Genomic DNA, 18794 nt, shown 5'->3' with positions numbered 1-18794 from the left:
ATTTATTATATAAAATCATATGATGTGAAAACTAAATTAATAAATACTAAAAAAATATTAATTCCATCTAATAATAGATTTATAACCATAATTCTATAACACATAACTAAATCTCAAGAATGAAAAAATCAGATCTGATCGGCGTTTTTTATAATGATCATTATTTATTGAAAATAACGAATCGCTACGTACAGCTTAATACTAATATTGAAACTAATCATAAACCATTTTATATAAATGTTCTGTGGCGTGAAAAGTATGAGTATCAGGAAAAGGGTGAAATTATTGAGATTTCAGAAAATCTGTCGATTATGTTTTCTACAAACTTTAACACCGAAATCATATTAAAATTAGAATTGGATGAACCTGCTTACATTTCGTTAAAAAGATTTAAATAAAGGTCACTATATGCTTCTATTTACCAACAGGAAATTCCTTCATTATTTTCATGAAAATTAAAGTACTTATCAATTAAAGAGAAAGTGGTTAGAATATCATCTATGGTAGAAGAAAGTATATAATTAAACCCCATTATTATTTGCTTCGTCTGATCACCAATAAGTTGAGCGGAATCAGCAGCCTTCAGGAATTCATTGCTAAAGTCTAACCCGTAAGATAAAACAGGTCTGATGTTCATCTGAAGTCACAGATAATATACCGCAATGTGCTTTTACTATTCCTGATGAAATGTACAATCCCAATCCTAACCCGCTATGGTTATTTTCTATACCTCCACGGTGGAAAGGATGAAAAATATTAATTAATGTTTCTTTTGGAATTTGTAGACCTTTATTCGTGACTGAGACGTCCCAATATTTATCTGTAGTCTCTGCCTGAAATAATATTGGAGCATCTGAGGAACCGTGTATTAATGCATTCACAAGTAGGTTCGACACTAGTTGTGATATATGTGCAGCGTCATAGTTCGGGCAAAATGTTTTGCTATCTCGGGATCAGTCTTACAAAAACTATTGGTCAATTCTTTTCCAAGCTCTTCTCTTTCTGGATTTCCCATAATTACGGGAGCCATTGTCACTGACCATCCCAAATGGTTATTGTTTAGTGATTCGAGTAGTTCGTCGATTTCCAATCTGCTGACTATATTTACTATAGAAAATCGGACACCCTCAGAGGTAAATGTTATAATTTAAATTTGTTATTTGTGAATTTAGGTCAGAAACTCTAGTGTGTGGTGGATCATATTATAGTAGATATAAAAATGTCTGGATAATTTTGTTTTATATTAAAGATAATTTTTATCATAATTATAAAGCAGAAGTCACAACTAGGTCGTTACATTGATGCAATTGTGACTGAATCAAATTTTAGAATTGATAATTTATTCTACATTAATTAATATACGCTTCACATCCGCGCAACAGCAATTCATTACTTTTGTCCGACTAGGAATCAGGTGGCTCTCGCAATGGAATATTTTGAAAAAATATATTTAGATTACAAACATCAAGTATACTTTTTTGTCAAAAGGTTTATTACAAATATGGAAGATGCGGAGGATGTTGTGCAGGAAATTTTTGTACATCTCTGGAAACATTCTTCTTCTCTTAAAAATCCTCAGACTTTAGAAGCTGTCATTTTCAAAACAGCTCAGCAGGAAGTTTCTAATTTTTACAGGAAAAATAAAATGCTCTTTTCTTTTTCAGATGAAAGTTTGATAAAAGACGAAGCGGATTCAGACAAAACCGATAATGAATTTAAAGAAGAGCAATTGCAAAAAATACATAATCTTCTTGAAAAAGTTCCCGAACGAAGCAAAACTTTTTTCTATAAAAATAAATTAGAGAAAATAAGCTATTCTCAAATCGCAAAGGAAAATAACATTTCAAAAACAGCAGTAGAAAAGCAAGTCAATAAAGTCATCCGACATATAAAGACCAATCTCAATCTATTTTAACGAAATATTAACCAGTTTAAACAAGTTATTAAATCCATCTCTTCGGGGTGGATATTTTTATTTTGCTGCGTAATTGTATTTGTATGAAAGATTCTCAAAAATATTTTGAAAAAATTTGGACAAAAGTTTCCGAAGAAAAACAGCAAATGGATTCTGCAACCGACTCCAGAATCTGGAGAGGAATTGACGAGAGAATTAAACAAAATAATAAACGAAAATATTATTGGATGGCTGCAGCGGCTGTTTTGGTTCCTTTATTCGGCATCCTTTTTTTTACAAAGATTTTGAACCAAAAGAAACGAAAAATAGTTTGTCAGCAATCGTATTGCAAACCAATGAAGTTTCTAAAACTTTCAGATTGTCTGATAATAGCGTTATCACCTTGGAGCCTTACAGTAAATTATCCATCAATAAAGATTTTGGAAAGAAATACAGAAATGTGAAATTGCAAGGGAAAGGTTTTTTCTCGATTGCAAAAGATCGATCTAAACCTTTTATCGTAGACGCAGGTGGTTTCAGTGTTGAAGTTTTGGGAACAAAATTTTCGGTTGATCAGAAATCAAAAGAAAAAAAGGTGAAATTGTTTGAAGGAAAAGTTAAAGTAAATCACAACGGCAAACTGACCTATCTCCTACCCAATGAAAACTGGAGTACCTCTCCTACAAATAATGATTATCATTATTACTCGGTAACTGCCGTAAAAACTTTCACTTTTGAAAATACATCGTTCGAGGACGCTATAAACGAAATAGAAAATACTTACGGAGCAAAAATCACTTATCCTAAAAATATTGCTAAAAATCAGGTATCGGGTTCATTCTCAGGAAATCTGAAAGAAATTCTTTCCATCATCAATTATCCATTTAATCTAAAAACTACTATTAAAAATGAAAATGAAATAATACTCTATTAAATAAAACAGCACCAATAATGTGGCGTTATCAGTGCTTGTAATTAATTCAAAACTCGCTTAAGAATAATAAATTAACTCTTCAAATTTATGAAAAAAACTGCAATTTCTATTGCTTTACTCGTCGCTATGGGACTTCCCGTGCAAAATTATGCACAAACCCAGACTAAAATGGCTGCCGCCAATAATCAGGGACAGGTTTCATTAGTCAAAATACTTAAAAAATTAGAGAAATCTACCAAGACCAAATTCTTTTATTCAGCCTCAGATTTTAAAAATATTTGGGTGGATGAAAGCAAAATCAATTACTTATCATTACAGCAAAGTTTAAACTATCTGAAAAAAAGTGTTCCGTTAGATTATCAGATCCAGAACAACACGGTAAGTCTTAGAAAATTAGCTTCCACGAATTCTTCTTTTGCAGAAAATAATTTAGAACCTAAAAAAGATACTTTAAACAATCAGGAAAAACAAATAGAAGAAGTTGTAGTTGTCGGTTATGGTACACAAAAGAAATCCATTATCACAGGTTCCGTTTCCGTTGTGAAAGGCTCAACAGCAGAAGGACAACCCGTACTTTCAGCCGGAAATGCTTTACAGGGTCTTGCACCGGGTGTTACAGTGACTACACAAACTGGTGCACCGGGAGGTGATGCCGGGAATATCAGAATCAGAGGGATCAACAGTTTTGGAGGTTCAGACAGCAATCCACTTGTGATTATTGACGGTGTTGCAGGAAACATCAATGATGTTGATGTGAACATGATCGAGTCTATTTCTGTCTTAAAAGATGCTGCTTCTGCTGCAATATACGGCTCGAGAGCAGCGGGTGGAGTTGTTCTCGTGACCACAAAACGTGCGAAGGGAAATAAACTGACCGCTCAATACAGAATGTATACAGGATGGCAACGAGCTACAGCAATACCAAAAGTTACCGATGGCCTTACCTACATGAAAGTATTCAATGATGCAAGTATGAATGACAATGGTACAAAGATCTACAGTGACGAAGCCATCAATGATTTCAGAAACGAATACAACAAAAATCCAAGCAATTACGACTGGCAAAAAGCGATTCTTCAGGGAAGCGGATTCTTGCAGGACCATTATCTTTCTTTATCTGCAAAATCCGGAATTATAAGCGTATCACCTTCTTTTGGGTATTCAAAACAGGAAGGAATTATTAAAAATACGGATTTTACGCGATTTGTTTTCCGTAATAATATGGATATCACACCGAATGATCAGTGGAACATCAGGCTGGATATGTCGTTCTTAAACAAAGACAGAACACAGATTGCCGACGAAGGAACGGTCTGGAATTATCTTGGAAGAATGCCGACAAATATCCCCATTTATTATGGCCAAAACTATTCTGACGGATGGGTAAAAATAAATCCTGTCGGTTATATCGAAAATGGTGGAAACCGTAAGCAGAATAATCTGGAATTTATAGGAAACATGAACATTTCTTACAAACCTACCGATTGGTTAACATTAAAAGGTATGGTTGCTCCACGTTATCTTACGACCAATATTCATCTTTTCAGAAAAAGTGTGCCTACCTATTATGAAGACGGAACAGAAGCAGGTTCTGCCAACACTTACTGAACTTACAGAATCTGCAAGACGCCAGTTTTACGGAACGTATCAGTTTCAGGCGGATGCAAAAAAAGACTTTGGCAAGCACGGTTTTGAACTTCTTGCCGGAGCTTCAAGAGAAACGTATAACGAAAAAATATTATCAGGTTACAGAAGAGATTTTCTCTATGACAATTACGAAGTAATCGATGCAGGTGCAGATAATGAAACAAAAGATAATGCAGGTTCAGAATATGAATGGCTGCTGGTTTCTGCTTTTGGAAGATTTAATTATAATTATGATCAGAAATATTTGTTTGAAGCCAATGTAAGAAATGACGGTACCTCAAGGTTTATCGGCAAAAACCGTTGGGCAGTTTTTCCGTCATTTTCTGCAGGTTGGGTGGTTTCAAAAGAAAACTTTTTTGAAGGTTTAAGAGGAACAATCAGCCAGTTGAAATTCAGAGGATCTTGGGGGAAATTAGGAAATCAGAATATCAGTTCATCATATTATCCATTTTCAGAACCGTTATCATTGGGAAGCACTTCGATGAACGGAGTTGTATATCAGACGATCCAGCAGTTAATCATGTCTAATCCTGATCTGAAGTGGGAAGAAACCACCATGTCTGGTGTTGGTGTCGATTTATCTTTATGGAAAAAATTAGACCTTTCTTTTGATCTATACAATAAAAAAACTGACGGAATTCTTTTAAGATTAAATACTTCTCAGCTTACAGGTTTAGAAGCACCCGTTCAAAATGCGGCAACAGTAAGCAACAAAGGTTGGGAAATCGGTGCACAGTATAATGAAAGATGGGGAGATTTTAAAATGAATATCGGTTTTAATCTTTCTGACGTCAAAAACGAAATTGTCGACATGAAAGGTCAGTCTTCAGGAACACTTCTTCGTCAGCAGGTTGGCTCTTCGGTGAATTCTATTTATGGTTTTATCGCTGACGGACTTTATCAAAGTCAGGCAGAAATTGATGCAGGACCGACACAATTCGGAACTTTAAAGCCGGGAGATATCAGATATAAGGATATTGCCGGAGCTTTTGATGCCAACGGAAATCCAATCGGAGACGGAAAAATTACAGATGCCGACCGAACTATTATCGGAAGTACTGTACCAAGATACACTTACGGTTTTAATATGGGTTTATCTTATAAAGGCTTTAAATTATCCGCATTGATACAGGGTGTTGGTAAAGTTGACGGTTATTTAGATTCACATTACGTAATTCCCGCGGTCAATTCAAGTGCTGTGAAACCTTGGCAATTGGATTATTGGACACCGGAAAATACGGATGCCGAATTTCCTCGTGTTTCCCTTACCTCTACAAACAATACACAAAACTCAACCAAGTGGATGAGAAGTGCAGCGTATATGCGACTTAAAAATGTACAGATCGGATATGAACTGCCTAAATCTTTTACAGATAACACGTTTCTTCAAAGCATTTACCTCTACCTAAACGGACAAAACCTCTTGACTTTCACTGATTTTTACGAAGGGTATGATCCTGAAATCAATTACAATCTTGGAAGTTCCGACGGCGTTGCTTTAGGTGGCGGAAATTATTATCCACAGGTAAAAACATTCTCATTTGGTATTGATGTTAAATTTTAATTCTAAAAAAATGAAAAACTTTTTAAAAATATTTTTATTGGCGACAATTACTTCGTGCTCAAGTGCCGATATGGATTTAGAACCGCTTAATGGACCAACATCCGGAACTTTCCCTGCATCCTATGAAGAAGGAAGAATGGGGCTTTTTGCTGCGTACAGAAACTTAAGTACTATTGACGCTGCGAGTACGCCGATCTGGCACGTGATGGATAATATTACAGACATCGGATATGCGAGACCGGGAACAAACTATACCTCTCCCATCACAAGTTCGATTACGACAACCAATGCATTAACCATAAAACCCTGGGAAATTCATTATAAAACCATTGCAAGATGTCATGCAGTACTTGATAAATTAGACGGAATTGCAGGACTTACCGCAGCTCAAAAGGCGGAACTTGGTTCAGAATTAAGATTTGTTCGTGCTTATGCTTATTCTCAACTGATTGAGCTTTACGGAGATGTTCCATTAATAAAATCATCAGTTACGCTTGAAAATGCTAATGTTGCCAGAACACCTGTCACAGAAATTCAGCAGTTTATTATTGCAGAACTTGGAGCAGTTGCACCACAGCTTCCCATATCACAATCACAGTACGGGAATGTGCGTGCATCTCGCATCGCAGCTTTAATGCTAAAAGCAAGAGTAGAACTTTATTCTAAACAATATGCAGCAGCAGCAATTACTTCAAAACAGGCATTAGACGCAGCAGCAGGTGTTTACAGTTTGACACCCTTCAATGCTTCAGTGAATTTCGCTGGGAAAGACCATACCGTTGGAGAGCCAGATCCAAGCAATATTTTTGGACATACCGGTTTTTCGACCAGCAAAGAATGGATCTGGGTGGCAGAATTCAACAAAAATGTACCAGGATATCTTCATAATCAGCAATATTATGCTGCATCTCGTTTGGGTAAAGGAGTTTGTTATTGGGGACCTACTCAAAATCTTATTGATTCTTATGAAATGACAGATGGCTTGTCAATACTGGAATCTCCGCTATATGATAATACAAATCCGTTTAAAAACAGAGATCCACGTTTGGATATGTACGCAGTAAGACCACATTCAAGATATTTGGGGTATCAATTCGAGCCTCATACCTCTTTCACTAAAGTTAATAATTATTGGTCTGCCGGAGCACCAACCCAAGTTACCAATGCAGATGCTACGAATGCATATCGTTCTTTCAGCGGTTATCTTTGGAGAAAAGTAGTTGATCTTGCTGATTTTAATACGACCTCAGTGAGTGGAAACTCAGATTTAAATGTTGGAATTTTCAGATTATCAGAATTAATGCTGATTTACGCAGAAGCAAAAATTGAGTCGAATCAGTTGGATAATTCGGTTTATGACATGATTAATCAGATCAGATTGCGTGCGAAAATGCCTGCTTTACCGACCGGAATGTCACAGGCACAATTAAGAAAAGCACTTCGATATGAAAGAAAAGTAGAATTGGCTAATGACGGATTAAGATGGTATGACATCAGACGTTGGGGCATTGCAAACAACGTAATGAACGGATATTTATACCTAAACCGTAACGGAAACAATTGGACAAAATCTGTATTAACAGGTTTTGATGAAAGCGCAAATCCTATTTACAATCATTCACAAGCTTCAGCGTCTTTCTCGACACAACAAGTAGTGTACACTCCGAATAAAGATGAATATTGGCCAATCCCGCAATCTGAAATGGATGCAAATCTTTTACTAAAACAAAACCCTGGTTATTAATTTTTAAAGAAAATTTATGAAAAAGAATATATCGCTATTGTTGGTATTGGTATGTGCAGTGGTTTTCGGGCAAGAAAAATTTCAGACTCCAAAATTAGACAATGAAAAATCATGGAGTATTGTTCTGATCCCAGATACACAAAACTATGTAAAATGGAACAGAAATCAACCTGTTTTGGATCTGATGGTAAGATGGATTGAGGATAATATTTCTCTCCTAAATATTAAAATGGTTTGCCAGGTTGGAGATTTGGTAGAGCATAATAATATTCTTAATCAAGGATATGATGGCGACCAAAGTGCAGATAACCAATGGAAATCTGTGCAGTCAATCTTGGGAAGGCTTAATGGAAAAGTACCTTACGTTGCAGCGACAGGAAATCATGATTTCAGTATTAATGAAGAAGGCAGAAGATTTTCCCGTTATAATGAGTTTTTTCCTTCCAATTTTAATTATTTAAATCAGAAATATTTAGCACAGAATTTTTATAATGATGCAGGTTCTCCAAGTATGGAAAACTCTGTTTTGGAATTGAAAGGATTAAACGGACAGGACTATTTATTTCTCAGCCTTGAATTTGCACCGAGAAATAAAGCATTGGAATGGGCTAAAAAAGTATTGGATATGCCTCAATACAAAAACCATAAATCAATTTTAATCACCCATGCCTTTCTGAATGATAAAGACAAAAGAACTGATAAAGAGAATTCTTGGTTTATGTATGAGCCTTTTTTAATAAACAATGTACCGCAAAAGTCTAAAACCATCGTACTTCCGGAATCGAATAACGGAGAACAGATATGGAAAAAGCTGATTGAGCCGTCTCAAAATCTACAATTGGTATTAAGTGGTCATATTTCAGGAGAAGGTTTTCGTGTAGATCCTAACAGTTATGGGAAAAACGTGAATCAGATGCTTTTTGATATGCAAAGTGAAGGCGGTGGTCATCGTGATGGTAACGGAGGTGATGGCTGGATCAGAATCATTGAGTTCTATCCGGATAATAAAACGGTAAAAGTGAAAACTTACTCTCCCCTGTTCGGTATGTCACCAAAAACTCAAACGCATGCATACAAGAAAGATTCGCGAAATGAGTTTATCTTTAATTTTTCAGAGTAGAAATAGATATCTAAAATCTTATGAATAATTGATTCAAATCAATATGCATAAAAACTGTTCTATTAAGAACAGTTTTTATGTTTTTAATGATAATTTGACTTTAATTATCTTCCTTATAACAATGTTCAGCATTTAAAATTACCATTGATAACTAGTTAAATGACTGTCTGAACTCCAACGAGGTTTGATTAGTTTTACTCTTGAATAATCGGGTCAAAGACTGGGAATATTCAATCCCATATGGTCTTCAAGATATCTTCCTAAATTTATATGTAATTCATTTATTTTAAATGCCTGCAACAGCGGTGATACAGTCAATAATAATTTTTACACTTTTTTTTAAAATTATGAGACTTTAAATCTCCTATTACATCGTTTACTGCGATGTAATTCATCTATAATAATTTGGGGCTTGCCGAAAGCGGGGATTATTTAGTTCAAATTTCAATAAAATTACTGCTGTTGAGCCTTTTACAATGTTTAATCGACGAACTTAAGCCCTGCTTTTGGCAAGCCCTAGTTATCTGTATTGCCAATTTTTTAGTTCTTTTTTATATTTTTGAATGTCTATGAATTCAGCTTCAATTTTTTTAATATCCTTAATGATTTTACCATCTGTTGATTTAGTATAAACCTTAATCTCTTTTGAAGGAATTTCGAGTACGAATATTGAATCAAATGGCTCCCCGCAATGTTCACTCCAAAAATCTTTATCAATAATTATTTTTGTAATACTTTCATCTTCATTTAAAAAAAATCTTTTTGTAACGGAACCACATTCAGGATTAGCATTAAATTCCAAACCTTTTATTTTTCCATTTTTCATAAACGCATACGAAGGATGTAGAAAATCTCCGTCATATAAGATGGAATCTGAATAAGAAGTATAGTTTTTAAATTCTTATTCAAATTCTCGAGGTTTTAAAAATATTGAGTCACAACTTAATAATATTAAAGTAATTAAGAATAGACTTATTTTGCCAATAATTTTCATTAATATTTTTTGTTAGAATTTTCGATTTTTTATTCAAGTAGCATTACCGCTAACTTTAAAATTTACGCATTATGCCAATCTAAACTATATCATTCGCATAGCTATAAAGTTACTAATATAAATTTTTATTTTGATGAATTGATTTTTATCTTCCACGAGCTTTTTACTTTTAAATTGATCTTTGGGTTGACGGACTTTTTATCTTATTTGACATTAAATACGTAAATGAATAATTTACAAAGCCAGACATTTGCTTCAGAAAAGTAATTCAAATTTTCCAATTAAAACTATTTTATAATATTTACTTTTTAATTCTCATTTTCTTTATCTCTTCATACGTATGATGATCAAGAATTTTAGCATATCCACAAACTGTTGCTCTATTCAACCCTAAAGGTTTGTAAATATCTTTGCGATGCATTGTTGGATATTTATAAATTGAGTGTAAAGTAATAGTTTAGAAATTTTTTCCGAAGAATATCCCTTTGGTCTTCTTCCCAATTTACCTTTCGCTCTTGAAGATTGCAATCCAGTATTAGTTCTTTCTCTAATTAGCTCCCTTTCATACTCAGCCAGAGAAGACATCTTTTTTTGAGATTTGATAACTTTAAAAAGAGATATAAAACAGCTTAATAAATTTACTGAATGTTTGGTGTGATGTAATAATTCTATTTAAATGTCCAAAAACCTAGATACAATCGTACAGCTGATAGATACTTATTCCCGGATTTTGAATTTTCTCTACATCGATATCAATACATACAAAATCAAAGGCCTCCTGTAGGAAGCCTTCGAAACACCAAATCACAAAATATTAATATGAAAAAATTTTACTTATAAAGCTGTTGCAGTATAGGTAACTGTTTGCGTATACGTTCCCGCTGGTTTACCTAAGATATCTGAAGATGATGATTTCACTGCAGGAATCATGTAATCCAAATTCAGGGTTAATGCACTTCCCAATGGAGCATTTGTTACTAAATTCTGATCCGTTGCAGATAAAACGACAGCATTTTTTGTCCCACCCATTGTTCCGGAAGCTGAAGCTGCTTTAATCGTTAAAACATTTACAGGGATTACGTTGGTTCCATTCATGAAATTAGCACCTCCTGCTTTTACTTTAACGTTAAAGTTCTTCGTTGAAGTAACTTTCAAAGAGTTGGCTTTAGTAATTGTTTGATCAGAGTTATAATCCGCTGCAGTAGCATAGTTAAAGTCAACCGTATTACCAATCGCAGTACTTCCCGCATCGATAGAGATGACATCGTTCAGGGTAATATTTACGGTTGTTGTAGCGTTAGTGTTTTGAGCTTGAACATTGTTAGTTCCTAATATAATGGCTCCGATAGTTAAAACTGCTATTGCGATATGTTTTGTCATGATCGTATTATTTATTTTTTATTCTTATTTTGTTGTCCTCTTTTGAACAATACAAATCTACGGTAGCGATAAAAGTTTCTTTGTAGTAGAAAATGGAAGTTCATGTAGTAAAATAACTACACATACCAGCTAATAGAAAATCCCTCAACACTATGAAAGTGTTGAGGGCGTATTTTGGTTAGTAATTCTCCATACTGAATCATAGTTATTTTATTTTCATCCAGTTTCACTTTATAAGTTTCAATAAATTTTCATCTATCTTGGTCTGCAATAGGATAGTAAATTGATGAATATTTATTTTTTTTTAGTAAAACGATCTAAATAAGCTCGCCAAAGTAGTATAAAAATTGCTAGAACTCCGAAAATAATTCCGACCCAAGGTGCAATTGATATTCCGAATTGACTAATAGAAAGTCCTCCTACAGTTGTTCCTAAAGACACTCCTAAATTTCCGAATGAGGTTTGAAGGCTGTTAGCAAATTCCTTTGCATTAGGTGCTGCAGAAATCATATAACCAACCCCAATTAGAAAACATGGTCCGTACATAAAGCCCCAAATACCAGTAACGATGACCACACTTAAAAAGGAATTATCAGTATAGTGGAATCCTAAGGGTACAATAAAGACTCCAACAACAAAAAATAAAGTAGTCCAAAACATTTTTCTACCTAAAAAATTTCCCGCTAAATAATTTGACAAAATACCCATGGCTCCAAAGAGTAGCAATAAAAAACTAATTTCTTTTTCATTCATCAACTTTTCTTTTGAGAGATAATCTGCAAAATAACTGTACGAACAAAACCATGCTGTAATTAATAGTATATTCAGAAGAGTACCCGAAATAAAGCGAGGTTGCGTCAATATCGAGAGTTGATTTTTAAAAGTAGCTGGCTGCTCATTGGGTAACGAAGGTAAATATCTTATAATAATTAAGATGGTTAAAAGTATGACAAATCCTTGAATGACATAAGTCCACTGCCATGAGTAGATACTCGCTACAAAAGTACTTAAAGGAATCAATGTAACTTGTGCGAGGGCAATTCCTCCAATAATGATCGCTGTGAGTTTCATTTGATATTTCTGCGATGTTCCTTTAATCGCAGCGGCTATCACCATTGAAAAAAAAGCAGGATGAAGAACGGTAGGTAGAATTCTCAGAATCATCAAAATCCAAAAAGGTGGACTGAAGATTGAGAAAAAATTAGATACAAAAAACAATACCATTGCATAGAGCATAATTGTTTTCTTATCAAATTTAGATGCTAATAATACGGTAAAAGGTCCTGTTATTGCTATTAAGAGAGCAAAAGCACTCAATAGATAACCAGCTGTGCCAATGTTAATATTATAATATTCAGCAACTTGTGGTAAGATACCAATGATTCCAAATTCTGTACTGATAATACCAACGACACCTAAGCAGCCTATATAAGCAATTCTTTTATTTAAGTTTGTTTTCATAATAAACTGATCGGTTTAAAATAGGGTAAAAAATATATTTGATTGTTTTTAAATTATTAAAATAAGGAGATTATTGAATGCAAAAGATTATTTTCCATTACTAACGAGCTGAATCATCAGATTAATCATTTTGTCAATCTGAGTTTTATCTTTGTACAAAACATAATTTTTTAGGAGGGTTGTAGAGGAACTTGCAAAGAATGCTGCAGTAGTTTTTATATCTAGATCTTCTCTAATAAGCTTTTGCATAACTCCTCGTTGAAGAACAGTAAGATATACCTTTTCTATTTCTTTTTCGTTGCCTAGAAGCATCTGGTTGATTTCTTTGTCAGCCATAGCCATTTCAAAAATCATTTTTACTGCAAGACAAACCTTTTCATCTGTGATGCTTTGCTTTACAGCCATTGTCAGTAATTGCTTTAAATCTTCCAGCGCGTTAAGATTTTTATCCTGCAGAAAAGACTGATATTCTGAGAGCTTGGCATTTTGATATCGATCAAGGCTTTTGAGAAGTAATTCCTTTTTATCTCCGTATGTTGGATAAATACTGCTTCTGTTTATTTTTAGATAACTTTCAAGATCGCTTAGGGAAGTAAAGTGATAACCTTTTTCCCAGAAAAGATGCATTGCAACTTCTAGTTTTTCCTCGTAGTCAAATTCTTTTTTTCTAGGCATGATCTTGCAAATATACGATATTAAACCGTTCGGTTTAATATAAATTAAAATTATTTTACTCTATTCTTGAGATTAAACTTACTTCAAAAAATCAAACAAACTCAGAAAAGCCTTCAATGCAGGTGACAGAGGAATATCTTTTTTATAAATGAGAACAGTGGTCATTACTCCTAACTCTTTAGGGAGTGCGAATGTTTTTATTTTCCGGTTACTATAAAAGGTGGTGATGATTTCTTTGGGCAAAACACTGAACCCGATTCCTGACTCTATAAAATTAACAACTCCTTCAATTGAATTCATTTCAGTTTTATGATAGTTATATATGCCCTTACTTACCAACCAAGAGTCCAGCCTTGCTCTGTAGACACAACCCTGATCAAAAACAATCGCTTTAACAGGATTATGCAATAGTAAATCATCCAAGCTTTTGCAGTTTGTGGGAACGACAGCGACGATTTCTTCTGTTTTAAACTTAAACTGTTCGAGTTCCGGGATATCAATTGGTGCCGGAATAAAAGCAGCATCAAGTCTATAATTCAAGACCTCGTTTATAAGATTCTCTCTGGTGTCAGATCGGAACTCCATCTCAACATACGGAAAATCATCTGCTAGGTCATTCACCATTTCCGGACCCTTTGTTGCCATCATGGTTTCCAAAGCACCGACCCTGATCTGTCCTTTCACCACGTCATTTTTACCGATTGCCTGTTTTGCTTCCTCCAATAAATGATTTAATTTCTTACTGTAGATCATTAATTTTTCGCCTGCCTGTGTTAATACTACCTTTCGGGAGGTTCTCGAAAACAATGCTGCGTCAAATTCTTCTTCAAGATTTTTAATACGGGCGGTTACGTTAGACTGCACCGTAAACATAGCTTCTGCTGCTTTTGTGAAACTCCCGTGATTAGCTACAGCTTCGAATATTTTAAAATCATTCAAATTCATCTATCATTATTTATGATTATTATAATCATTTTAAATCGTTTTTACAGAACAAATGTATGGATTAATTTTGACAAAAAAAGATATGAACACTATCAAAATATTGACCGCTATAATGGTCTTAACATTAACAAATTCAATGATGTCACAATCGAAATTAAATCTTAAAAATGAGACCCAACAGTCTGCTTCTCTCATTCACTACCGTAAAATTAATGCTAACGGTCATAATATCTTTTACCGTGAAGCAGGTTCCAAAGATGCACCAACAGTATTACTTTTACACGGATATCCTACTTCATCCCATATGTTTAGAAATCTGATTCCTATTTTGAGTGGTAATTATCATGTCATAGCTCCGGATCTTCCCGGTTTTGGTTACAGTGATGCTCCGGAAAGGAAGCAGTTCGATTATACCTTTGCTAATATGGCGAAGACCATACAGGGTTTTATTGATAATTTAGGTTTAAAAAGATTTGCGATCTATGTTTTCGATTACGGAGCACCGACGGGTTACCGATTAGCAATGGCAAATCCCGAGAAAATAACAGGAATCATTTCGCAAAACGGAAATGCTTATGTTGAAGGTCTCAGCTCAGGCTGGAATCCTATTCAGAAATACTGGGAACATGATACAAAAGAAAACAGAGATGCCTTAAGATCAACTTTTGTAACTTTTGAAGGAACAAAATTTCAATATTTGGAGGGAGTATCTGATCCTTCACTAATTGCACCTGAATCATATACTTTAGATCAGTTTTTTCTTGACCGTCCGGATTCAAAAGAAAAACAGTTGGATCTTTTAAGAGACTATAAGTCTAATGTTGCCTTATATCCAAAGTTTCAGGAATACTTCAGAACATACAAGCCTAAATTTTTAGCAGTCTGGGGCAAAAATGATCCATTCTTTTTACCGGCAGGAGCTGAAGCCTACAAAAAAGATATTCCGGAAGCAACAGTGAAATTTTATGATACCGGTCATTTTGCCTTGGAAACTCACGTCAAAGAAATCGGAGCCGACATCTTGAAGTTTTTAGACATACTTTCCTGGTAATAATTTATCAGAACAATACGATAAATTCTGAATTTCGGATCATTTAAATATGCATCTCCAATTTTATTCAAAAAAAACCAAAGCAATTCATGTTGCTTTGGTTTTTTCATGCCAACTTTACAAAATATTTCCGCCCGCTAGCAAACTTCTTTACATTATATACAAATCTCATAAATCGCTGATAATTCAAATTCGTAACATTTATGACATCAAGTGAAGAAAGATAGCTCCAATTGATAGTAAGTATAAATTGTAATAATTTAACTCATAAAAAAAACATTTTTAAGACTTTGACTTACTCGTACCCGAGCAGATATATCAAATTTCTTGCGAGCCAAAGAAAATGTCAATACCCAACCTGCATTTTGAGTGCATATTTTAATAATAAACTCTAAACCATTTATTGAAAAAGACCTTTATGAACGATTATTAATATTTAGGAATTCGGTCATGAGATTCAAGTCGATCTTATAAATGTGCTAAAAGATCCACTTTTCAGTTTGCTTTATCACTAATTTTTATTTTTTGATTCACTGTTATAAAATTCAAACTTCTAAATAAAGGGATTGATTTGACGCTTCCAATTCATACCATCCCTAAAATTGCTGTTTGAATAAAATTCATAAAAAAAAAACCTGATTATCTTAATACTATTTTACTGTAATTCCTGCCCCCAATTAATGCTTTCCCGCCGAATGATGTATCAAAAAATCATGTACAACTTAGATCAGTATCAGCAAATTCAAGCCTACGTTTTACACCTCCAACATTCAATCCACTGTAAACTCCTTGAGACCCGGCAGATTTTTTGGCCCTGCCTCCTAACCGTCTTCAGCGCACAGAGACCTTAATATTCAGAATCCGAGGCTTCCAGATCCCTCCCTAAAGTAATCTATTTTTTAAAAAACATTTACTATTTTAAAATAATAAAGAATCCTTTTACTCAAATACTTTTCTGAATGGTGGATTTGGAATTTCCAAATTTCCTCTTAAGGTATCTGCTTCATATTCTGTTCTGAAAATGCCACGTTCCTGTAAAATCGGTATTACCATTTCTGTAAAATCACGTATACCGTGAGGATGATCCTGACGAATCATAAACATATCCATTGCACCAGCGTCATACCATTGCTGAATTTGATTGGAAACCCTTTCAGCAGAACCAAAAAATAAAGGTCTTGGTAAACTGTTATATGGGTATAATTCAATCAGTTCTCTGTATTTCTCAAACGCTTCCTGATCGTTTTACCTACAATAGGATTCTGAGATATTGAAATGATGAAATCTTCTGGCCTACGTCCTTTTTCCTCTAATTTTTTACGTATTCTGTTTGAAATGTTAACAGTAGCTTCCATATTTTCACCGTGGATGAAGGCTCCATCTGTATAATTTGTGGCGTGTTCCATAAACTTTTCTGATACACCTGCTGTGTACAATACAGGCCGGCCTTGAATGGATCGACTCAAATTAAGAGGGCCATCAACTGAAAAATAGTCTCCCCGATAATTAACATTGTGCATTTTGCGGGGATTAAGAAAAATGCCTTTCTCCTTATTTCTTATAATTGCATCATCCTCGTAGGTGTCCCATAAACCTATCAGGATTTCGATAAATTCTTTATTCATAGGATATTGGTCTGCCTTCCCTAAATGACCACGGCTAAAATTGACCATCCCGCCAGGGTTGGACGTGATTGCATTAAGCGAAGCCCTGCCTTTACTAATCTTATCAAGCGATAATATTTGCCTCGCAGCGCTATAGGGATCACCATACGAAGAAGAAACGGTTGCAGAAAGACCTATTTTACTGGTTTTCATCGCTAATGCTGACATAAGGGAAACCCTCGAACATACTTAAATAATGCGGTATATTTCCGGGACCAACGTGGCTTACATCTACCAAAAAAAGCGTGTCAAACTTTGCTGCTTCTGCCAATTGTGCCTTCTCAATATAAAAGTCTATATTTTCACTGGCATCTGATGGCATTTCAGAATGTTGCCATGCCATAAAATTCCAGCCTAATCCGTATAAAACGGCTCCCATTTTTAATTTTTTTCTATTATTTTTCATGTATCGAGAGCGTTTTTAAATTTGTCACTTTCATCATGAATGATTTTTTAAGTTGATAATAATCTGCACATTATTTCGCCTGTGACAATCGGTGTTTTTCCGTATTGATTTCGATCATAATTTCGCCAAACAATCGCGTAGATTTTAAACGGTCTTCCAAATTGTACATTGTAGAAACCACGATAAGTTCATCAACTTCTGTATCCCGGAGAAAGTCCTGAATTTCTCTTTTCACTGTTTCTTTACTTCCTACGAAAGAATATTTCAGCATTTGGTTGACGGCAGGATGATTGTACATTCCCTGAATTTCCTCATTCATTTCGGCAGGTGGTTGCAGTGGTTCTCTACCGCCGGTAAGCACACCCACAAACATTTTTATCAAAGAAGTAAAAAGTGACTGTGCTTCTTCATCTGTGTCTGCAACAATTGCATTTATACCAGCTATCGTGTAGGCCTTATCTAAAAAATGTGATGGCTGAAATTCTTTTTTATAAATCTGCAGAGCATGGTGCAGATGTGTAGATGCAAAATGACTGGCAAAGGCATAAGGTAAACCTTTTTTAGCTGCCAGATGCGCACTGTCTGTACTGGATCCTAGTATATATATTGGAACTTCGGCACCTTCTGCAATCGGCACACGAACTTTGGAAATCATATTTTCCGCAGAAAAATACTGTTGTATCTTTTCCACTTCACGAGGAAAAGAATGTGCTGCCTGCATAAAATCGGAGCGAATTTCACGAGCAGTTTCCTGATCTGTTCCTGGTGCTCTGCCAAGTCCTAAATCGATACGGTTTGGATACAACTGAGCCAAAGTTCCAAATTGTTCGGCTATAATTAAGGGAGCGTGGTTGGGCAACATAATGCCACCAGAACCAACTCTGATTTTTTCTGTATTTTCGGCAACATAACCTATTAGCACAGAAGTAGCACTGCTTGCAACATTGTCTGAATTGTGGTGTTCTGCAAACCAATACCGTTTATAGTTCTGTTTTTCAGCTTCTTTTGCCAAAGCAAGAGAATTGTTCAGGGTTTCCTTGAAAGTCTGTCCCTTTGAAACGATTGACAATTCAAGGATGGAGTAAGATGTATTTGGTGTTTTCATATCTAAACATTAATATTTAATTGAAATACAATATCAAAGTTACGGAAATTACTTTATTTTATATAGTGATTTCCAAAAAGAAAGTGCCTTTTATGGTTTTAAAAGATTTTGGTGGCAGTAAAAAAAGGATATCATGAAATGTCTAACTATCATTAAGTCCGTTCGAGACTTTAAACATAATGACTGGCAAAAAGAATTTGTCCAGTAAAA

General features: G+C 34.7%; 19 protein-coding genes. 8 read left to right on the top strand and 11 right to left on the bottom strand.

Annotated elements, in window-relative coordinates:
• The first annotated feature begins 119 nt into the window (after positions 1 to 119).
• On the top strand, positions 120 to 398 hold the full coding sequence (locus OF897_RS20965) for a hypothetical protein (RefSeq protein WP_267267619.1): 279 nt from the start codon (positions 120 to 122) through the stop codon (positions 396 to 398).
• A 198-nt stretch (positions 399 to 596) separates the two neighbouring features.
• Here the strand turns inward: OF897_RS20965 and OF897_RS20960 are convergent, their stop codons facing one another.
• Positions 597 to 908 carry a sensor histidine kinase gene (locus OF897_RS20960; RefSeq protein ID WP_267267633.1) on the bottom strand — a complete coding sequence of 104 codons (312 nt, stop codon included), beginning with the start codon at positions 906 to 908 and terminating at the stop codon, positions 597 to 599.
• 518 nt (positions 909 to 1426) lie between these two features.
• Between OF897_RS20960 and OF897_RS20955 the strand changes: the two genes are divergently transcribed.
• The 6 genes from OF897_RS20955 to OF897_RS20930 all read left to right on the top strand — a co-directional run bounded on the left by OF897_RS20955 (position 1427) and on the right by OF897_RS20930 (position 8903).
• Positions 1427 to 1915 (top strand): RNA polymerase sigma factor, encoded by a 489-nt coding sequence (locus tag OF897_RS20955; RefSeq protein WP_267267618.1) that lies wholly within the window; start codon positions 1427 to 1429, stop codon positions 1913 to 1915.
• A gap of 310 nt (positions 1916 to 2225) precedes the next feature.
• The gene (locus tag OF897_RS20950) at positions 2226 to 2828 is read left to right on the top strand and encodes a FecR family protein (protein ID WP_267267617.1); all 603 of its coding nucleotides are present in this window, start codon (positions 2226 to 2228) and stop codon (positions 2826 to 2828) included.
• 87 nt (positions 2829 to 2915) lie between these two features.
• On the top strand, positions 2916 to 4436 hold the full coding sequence (locus OF897_RS20945; RefSeq protein ID WP_267267616.1) for a TonB-dependent receptor plug domain-containing protein: 1521 nt from the start codon (positions 2916 to 2918) through the stop codon (positions 4434 to 4436).
• Positions 4396 to 6039, top strand: a complete 1644-nt coding sequence (locus OF897_RS20940; RefSeq protein WP_267267615.1) for a SusC/RagA family TonB-linked outer membrane protein — start codon at positions 4396 to 4398, stop codon at positions 6037 to 6039. The genes OF897_RS20945 and OF897_RS20940 overlap by 41 nt, the downstream gene beginning before the upstream one ends.
• 10 nt (positions 6040 to 6049) lie before the next feature.
• Complete coding sequence (locus tag OF897_RS20935) at positions 6050 to 7783, top strand: RagB/SusD family nutrient uptake outer membrane protein (RefSeq protein ID WP_267267614.1); 1734 nt, start codon at positions 6050 to 6052, stop codon at positions 7781 to 7783.
• A gap of 16 nt (positions 7784 to 7799) precedes the next feature.
• On the top strand, positions 7800 to 8903 hold the full coding sequence (locus OF897_RS20930; RefSeq protein ID WP_267267613.1) for a metallophosphoesterase: 1104 nt from the start codon (positions 7800 to 7802) through the stop codon (positions 8901 to 8903).
• Between the two features lie 520 nt (positions 8904 to 9423).
• On the opposite strand, the gene OF897_RS20925 is transcribed toward OF897_RS20930, so the two are convergent.
• The 6 genes from OF897_RS20925 to OF897_RS20900 all read right to left on the bottom strand — a co-directional run bounded on the left by OF897_RS20925 (position 9424) and on the right by OF897_RS20900 (position 14358).
• Complete coding sequence (locus OF897_RS20925) at positions 9424 to 9729, bottom strand: hypothetical protein (protein WP_267267612.1); 306 nt, start codon at positions 9727 to 9729, stop codon at positions 9424 to 9426.
• Between the two features lie 558 nt (positions 9730 to 10287).
• The gene (locus tag OF897_RS21625) at positions 10288 to 10482 is read right to left on the bottom strand and encodes a recombinase family protein (RefSeq protein WP_323809083.1); all 195 of its coding nucleotides are present in this window, start codon (positions 10480 to 10482) and stop codon (positions 10288 to 10290) included.
• 249 nt (positions 10483 to 10731) lie between these two features.
• Positions 10732 to 11277: a peptidoglycan-binding protein LysM gene (locus OF897_RS20915; protein WP_267267611.1), complete on the bottom strand. Its 546-nt coding sequence runs from the start codon at positions 11275 to 11277 to the stop codon at positions 10732 to 10734.
• A 294-nt stretch (positions 11278 to 11571) separates the two neighbouring features.
• Complete coding sequence (locus tag OF897_RS20910; protein ID WP_267267610.1) at positions 11572 to 12738, bottom strand: MFS transporter; 1167 nt, start codon at positions 12736 to 12738, stop codon at positions 11572 to 11574.
• Positions 12739 to 12825: 87 nt separating this feature from the next.
• Complete coding sequence (locus OF897_RS20905) at positions 12826 to 13413, bottom strand: TetR/AcrR family transcriptional regulator (protein ID WP_267267609.1); 588 nt, start codon at positions 13411 to 13413, stop codon at positions 12826 to 12828.
• 78 nt (positions 13414 to 13491) lie between these two features.
• A complete protein-coding gene (locus tag OF897_RS20900; protein ID WP_267267608.1) occupies positions 13492 to 14358 on the bottom strand; it encodes a LysR family transcriptional regulator in 867 nt (288 codons plus the stop codon).
• A gap of 112 nt (positions 14359 to 14470) precedes the next feature.
• Here OF897_RS20900 and OF897_RS20895 point away from each other — a divergent pair, with 112 nt between their 5' ends.
• Positions 14471 to 15409, top strand: coding sequence for an alpha/beta fold hydrolase (locus tag OF897_RS20895; RefSeq protein ID WP_267267607.1), 939 nt, complete (start codon positions 14471 to 14473; stop codon positions 15407 to 15409).
• 939 nt (positions 15410 to 16348) lie between these two features.
• Here OF897_RS20895 and OF897_RS20890 read toward each other — a convergent pair.
• From OF897_RS20890 to OF897_RS20875, 4 genes are all read right to left on the bottom strand, one after another.
• The gene (locus OF897_RS20890; protein WP_267267606.1) at positions 16349 to 16519 is read right to left on the bottom strand and encodes a hypothetical protein; all 171 of its coding nucleotides are present in this window, start codon (positions 16517 to 16519) and stop codon (positions 16349 to 16351) included.
• Positions 16520 to 16617: 98 nt separating this feature from the next.
• Positions 16618 to 17241 carry an LLM class flavin-dependent oxidoreductase gene (locus tag OF897_RS20885; protein ID WP_267267605.1) on the bottom strand — a complete coding sequence of 208 codons (624 nt, stop codon included), beginning with the start codon at positions 17239 to 17241 and terminating at the stop codon, positions 16618 to 16620.
• Complete coding sequence (locus tag OF897_RS20880; protein WP_267267604.1) at positions 17213 to 17479, bottom strand: hypothetical protein; 267 nt, start codon at positions 17477 to 17479, stop codon at positions 17213 to 17215. Before OF897_RS20880 ends, OF897_RS20885 begins: the two co-directional genes overlap by 29 nt.
• A gap of 70 nt (positions 17480 to 17549) precedes the next feature.
• Positions 17550 to 18584 (bottom strand): LLM class flavin-dependent oxidoreductase, encoded by a 1035-nt coding sequence (locus tag OF897_RS20875; RefSeq protein ID WP_267267603.1) that lies wholly within the window; start codon positions 18582 to 18584, stop codon positions 17550 to 17552.
• Positions 18585 to 18794: the final 210 nt, after the last annotated feature.

The organism is Chryseobacterium formosum, assembly GCF_026460885.1.
Lineage (GTDB): Bacteria > Bacteroidota > Bacteroidia > Flavobacteriales > Weeksellaceae > Chryseobacterium > Chryseobacterium formosus.
This window is presented reverse-complemented; position numbering and strand designations above follow the sequence as displayed.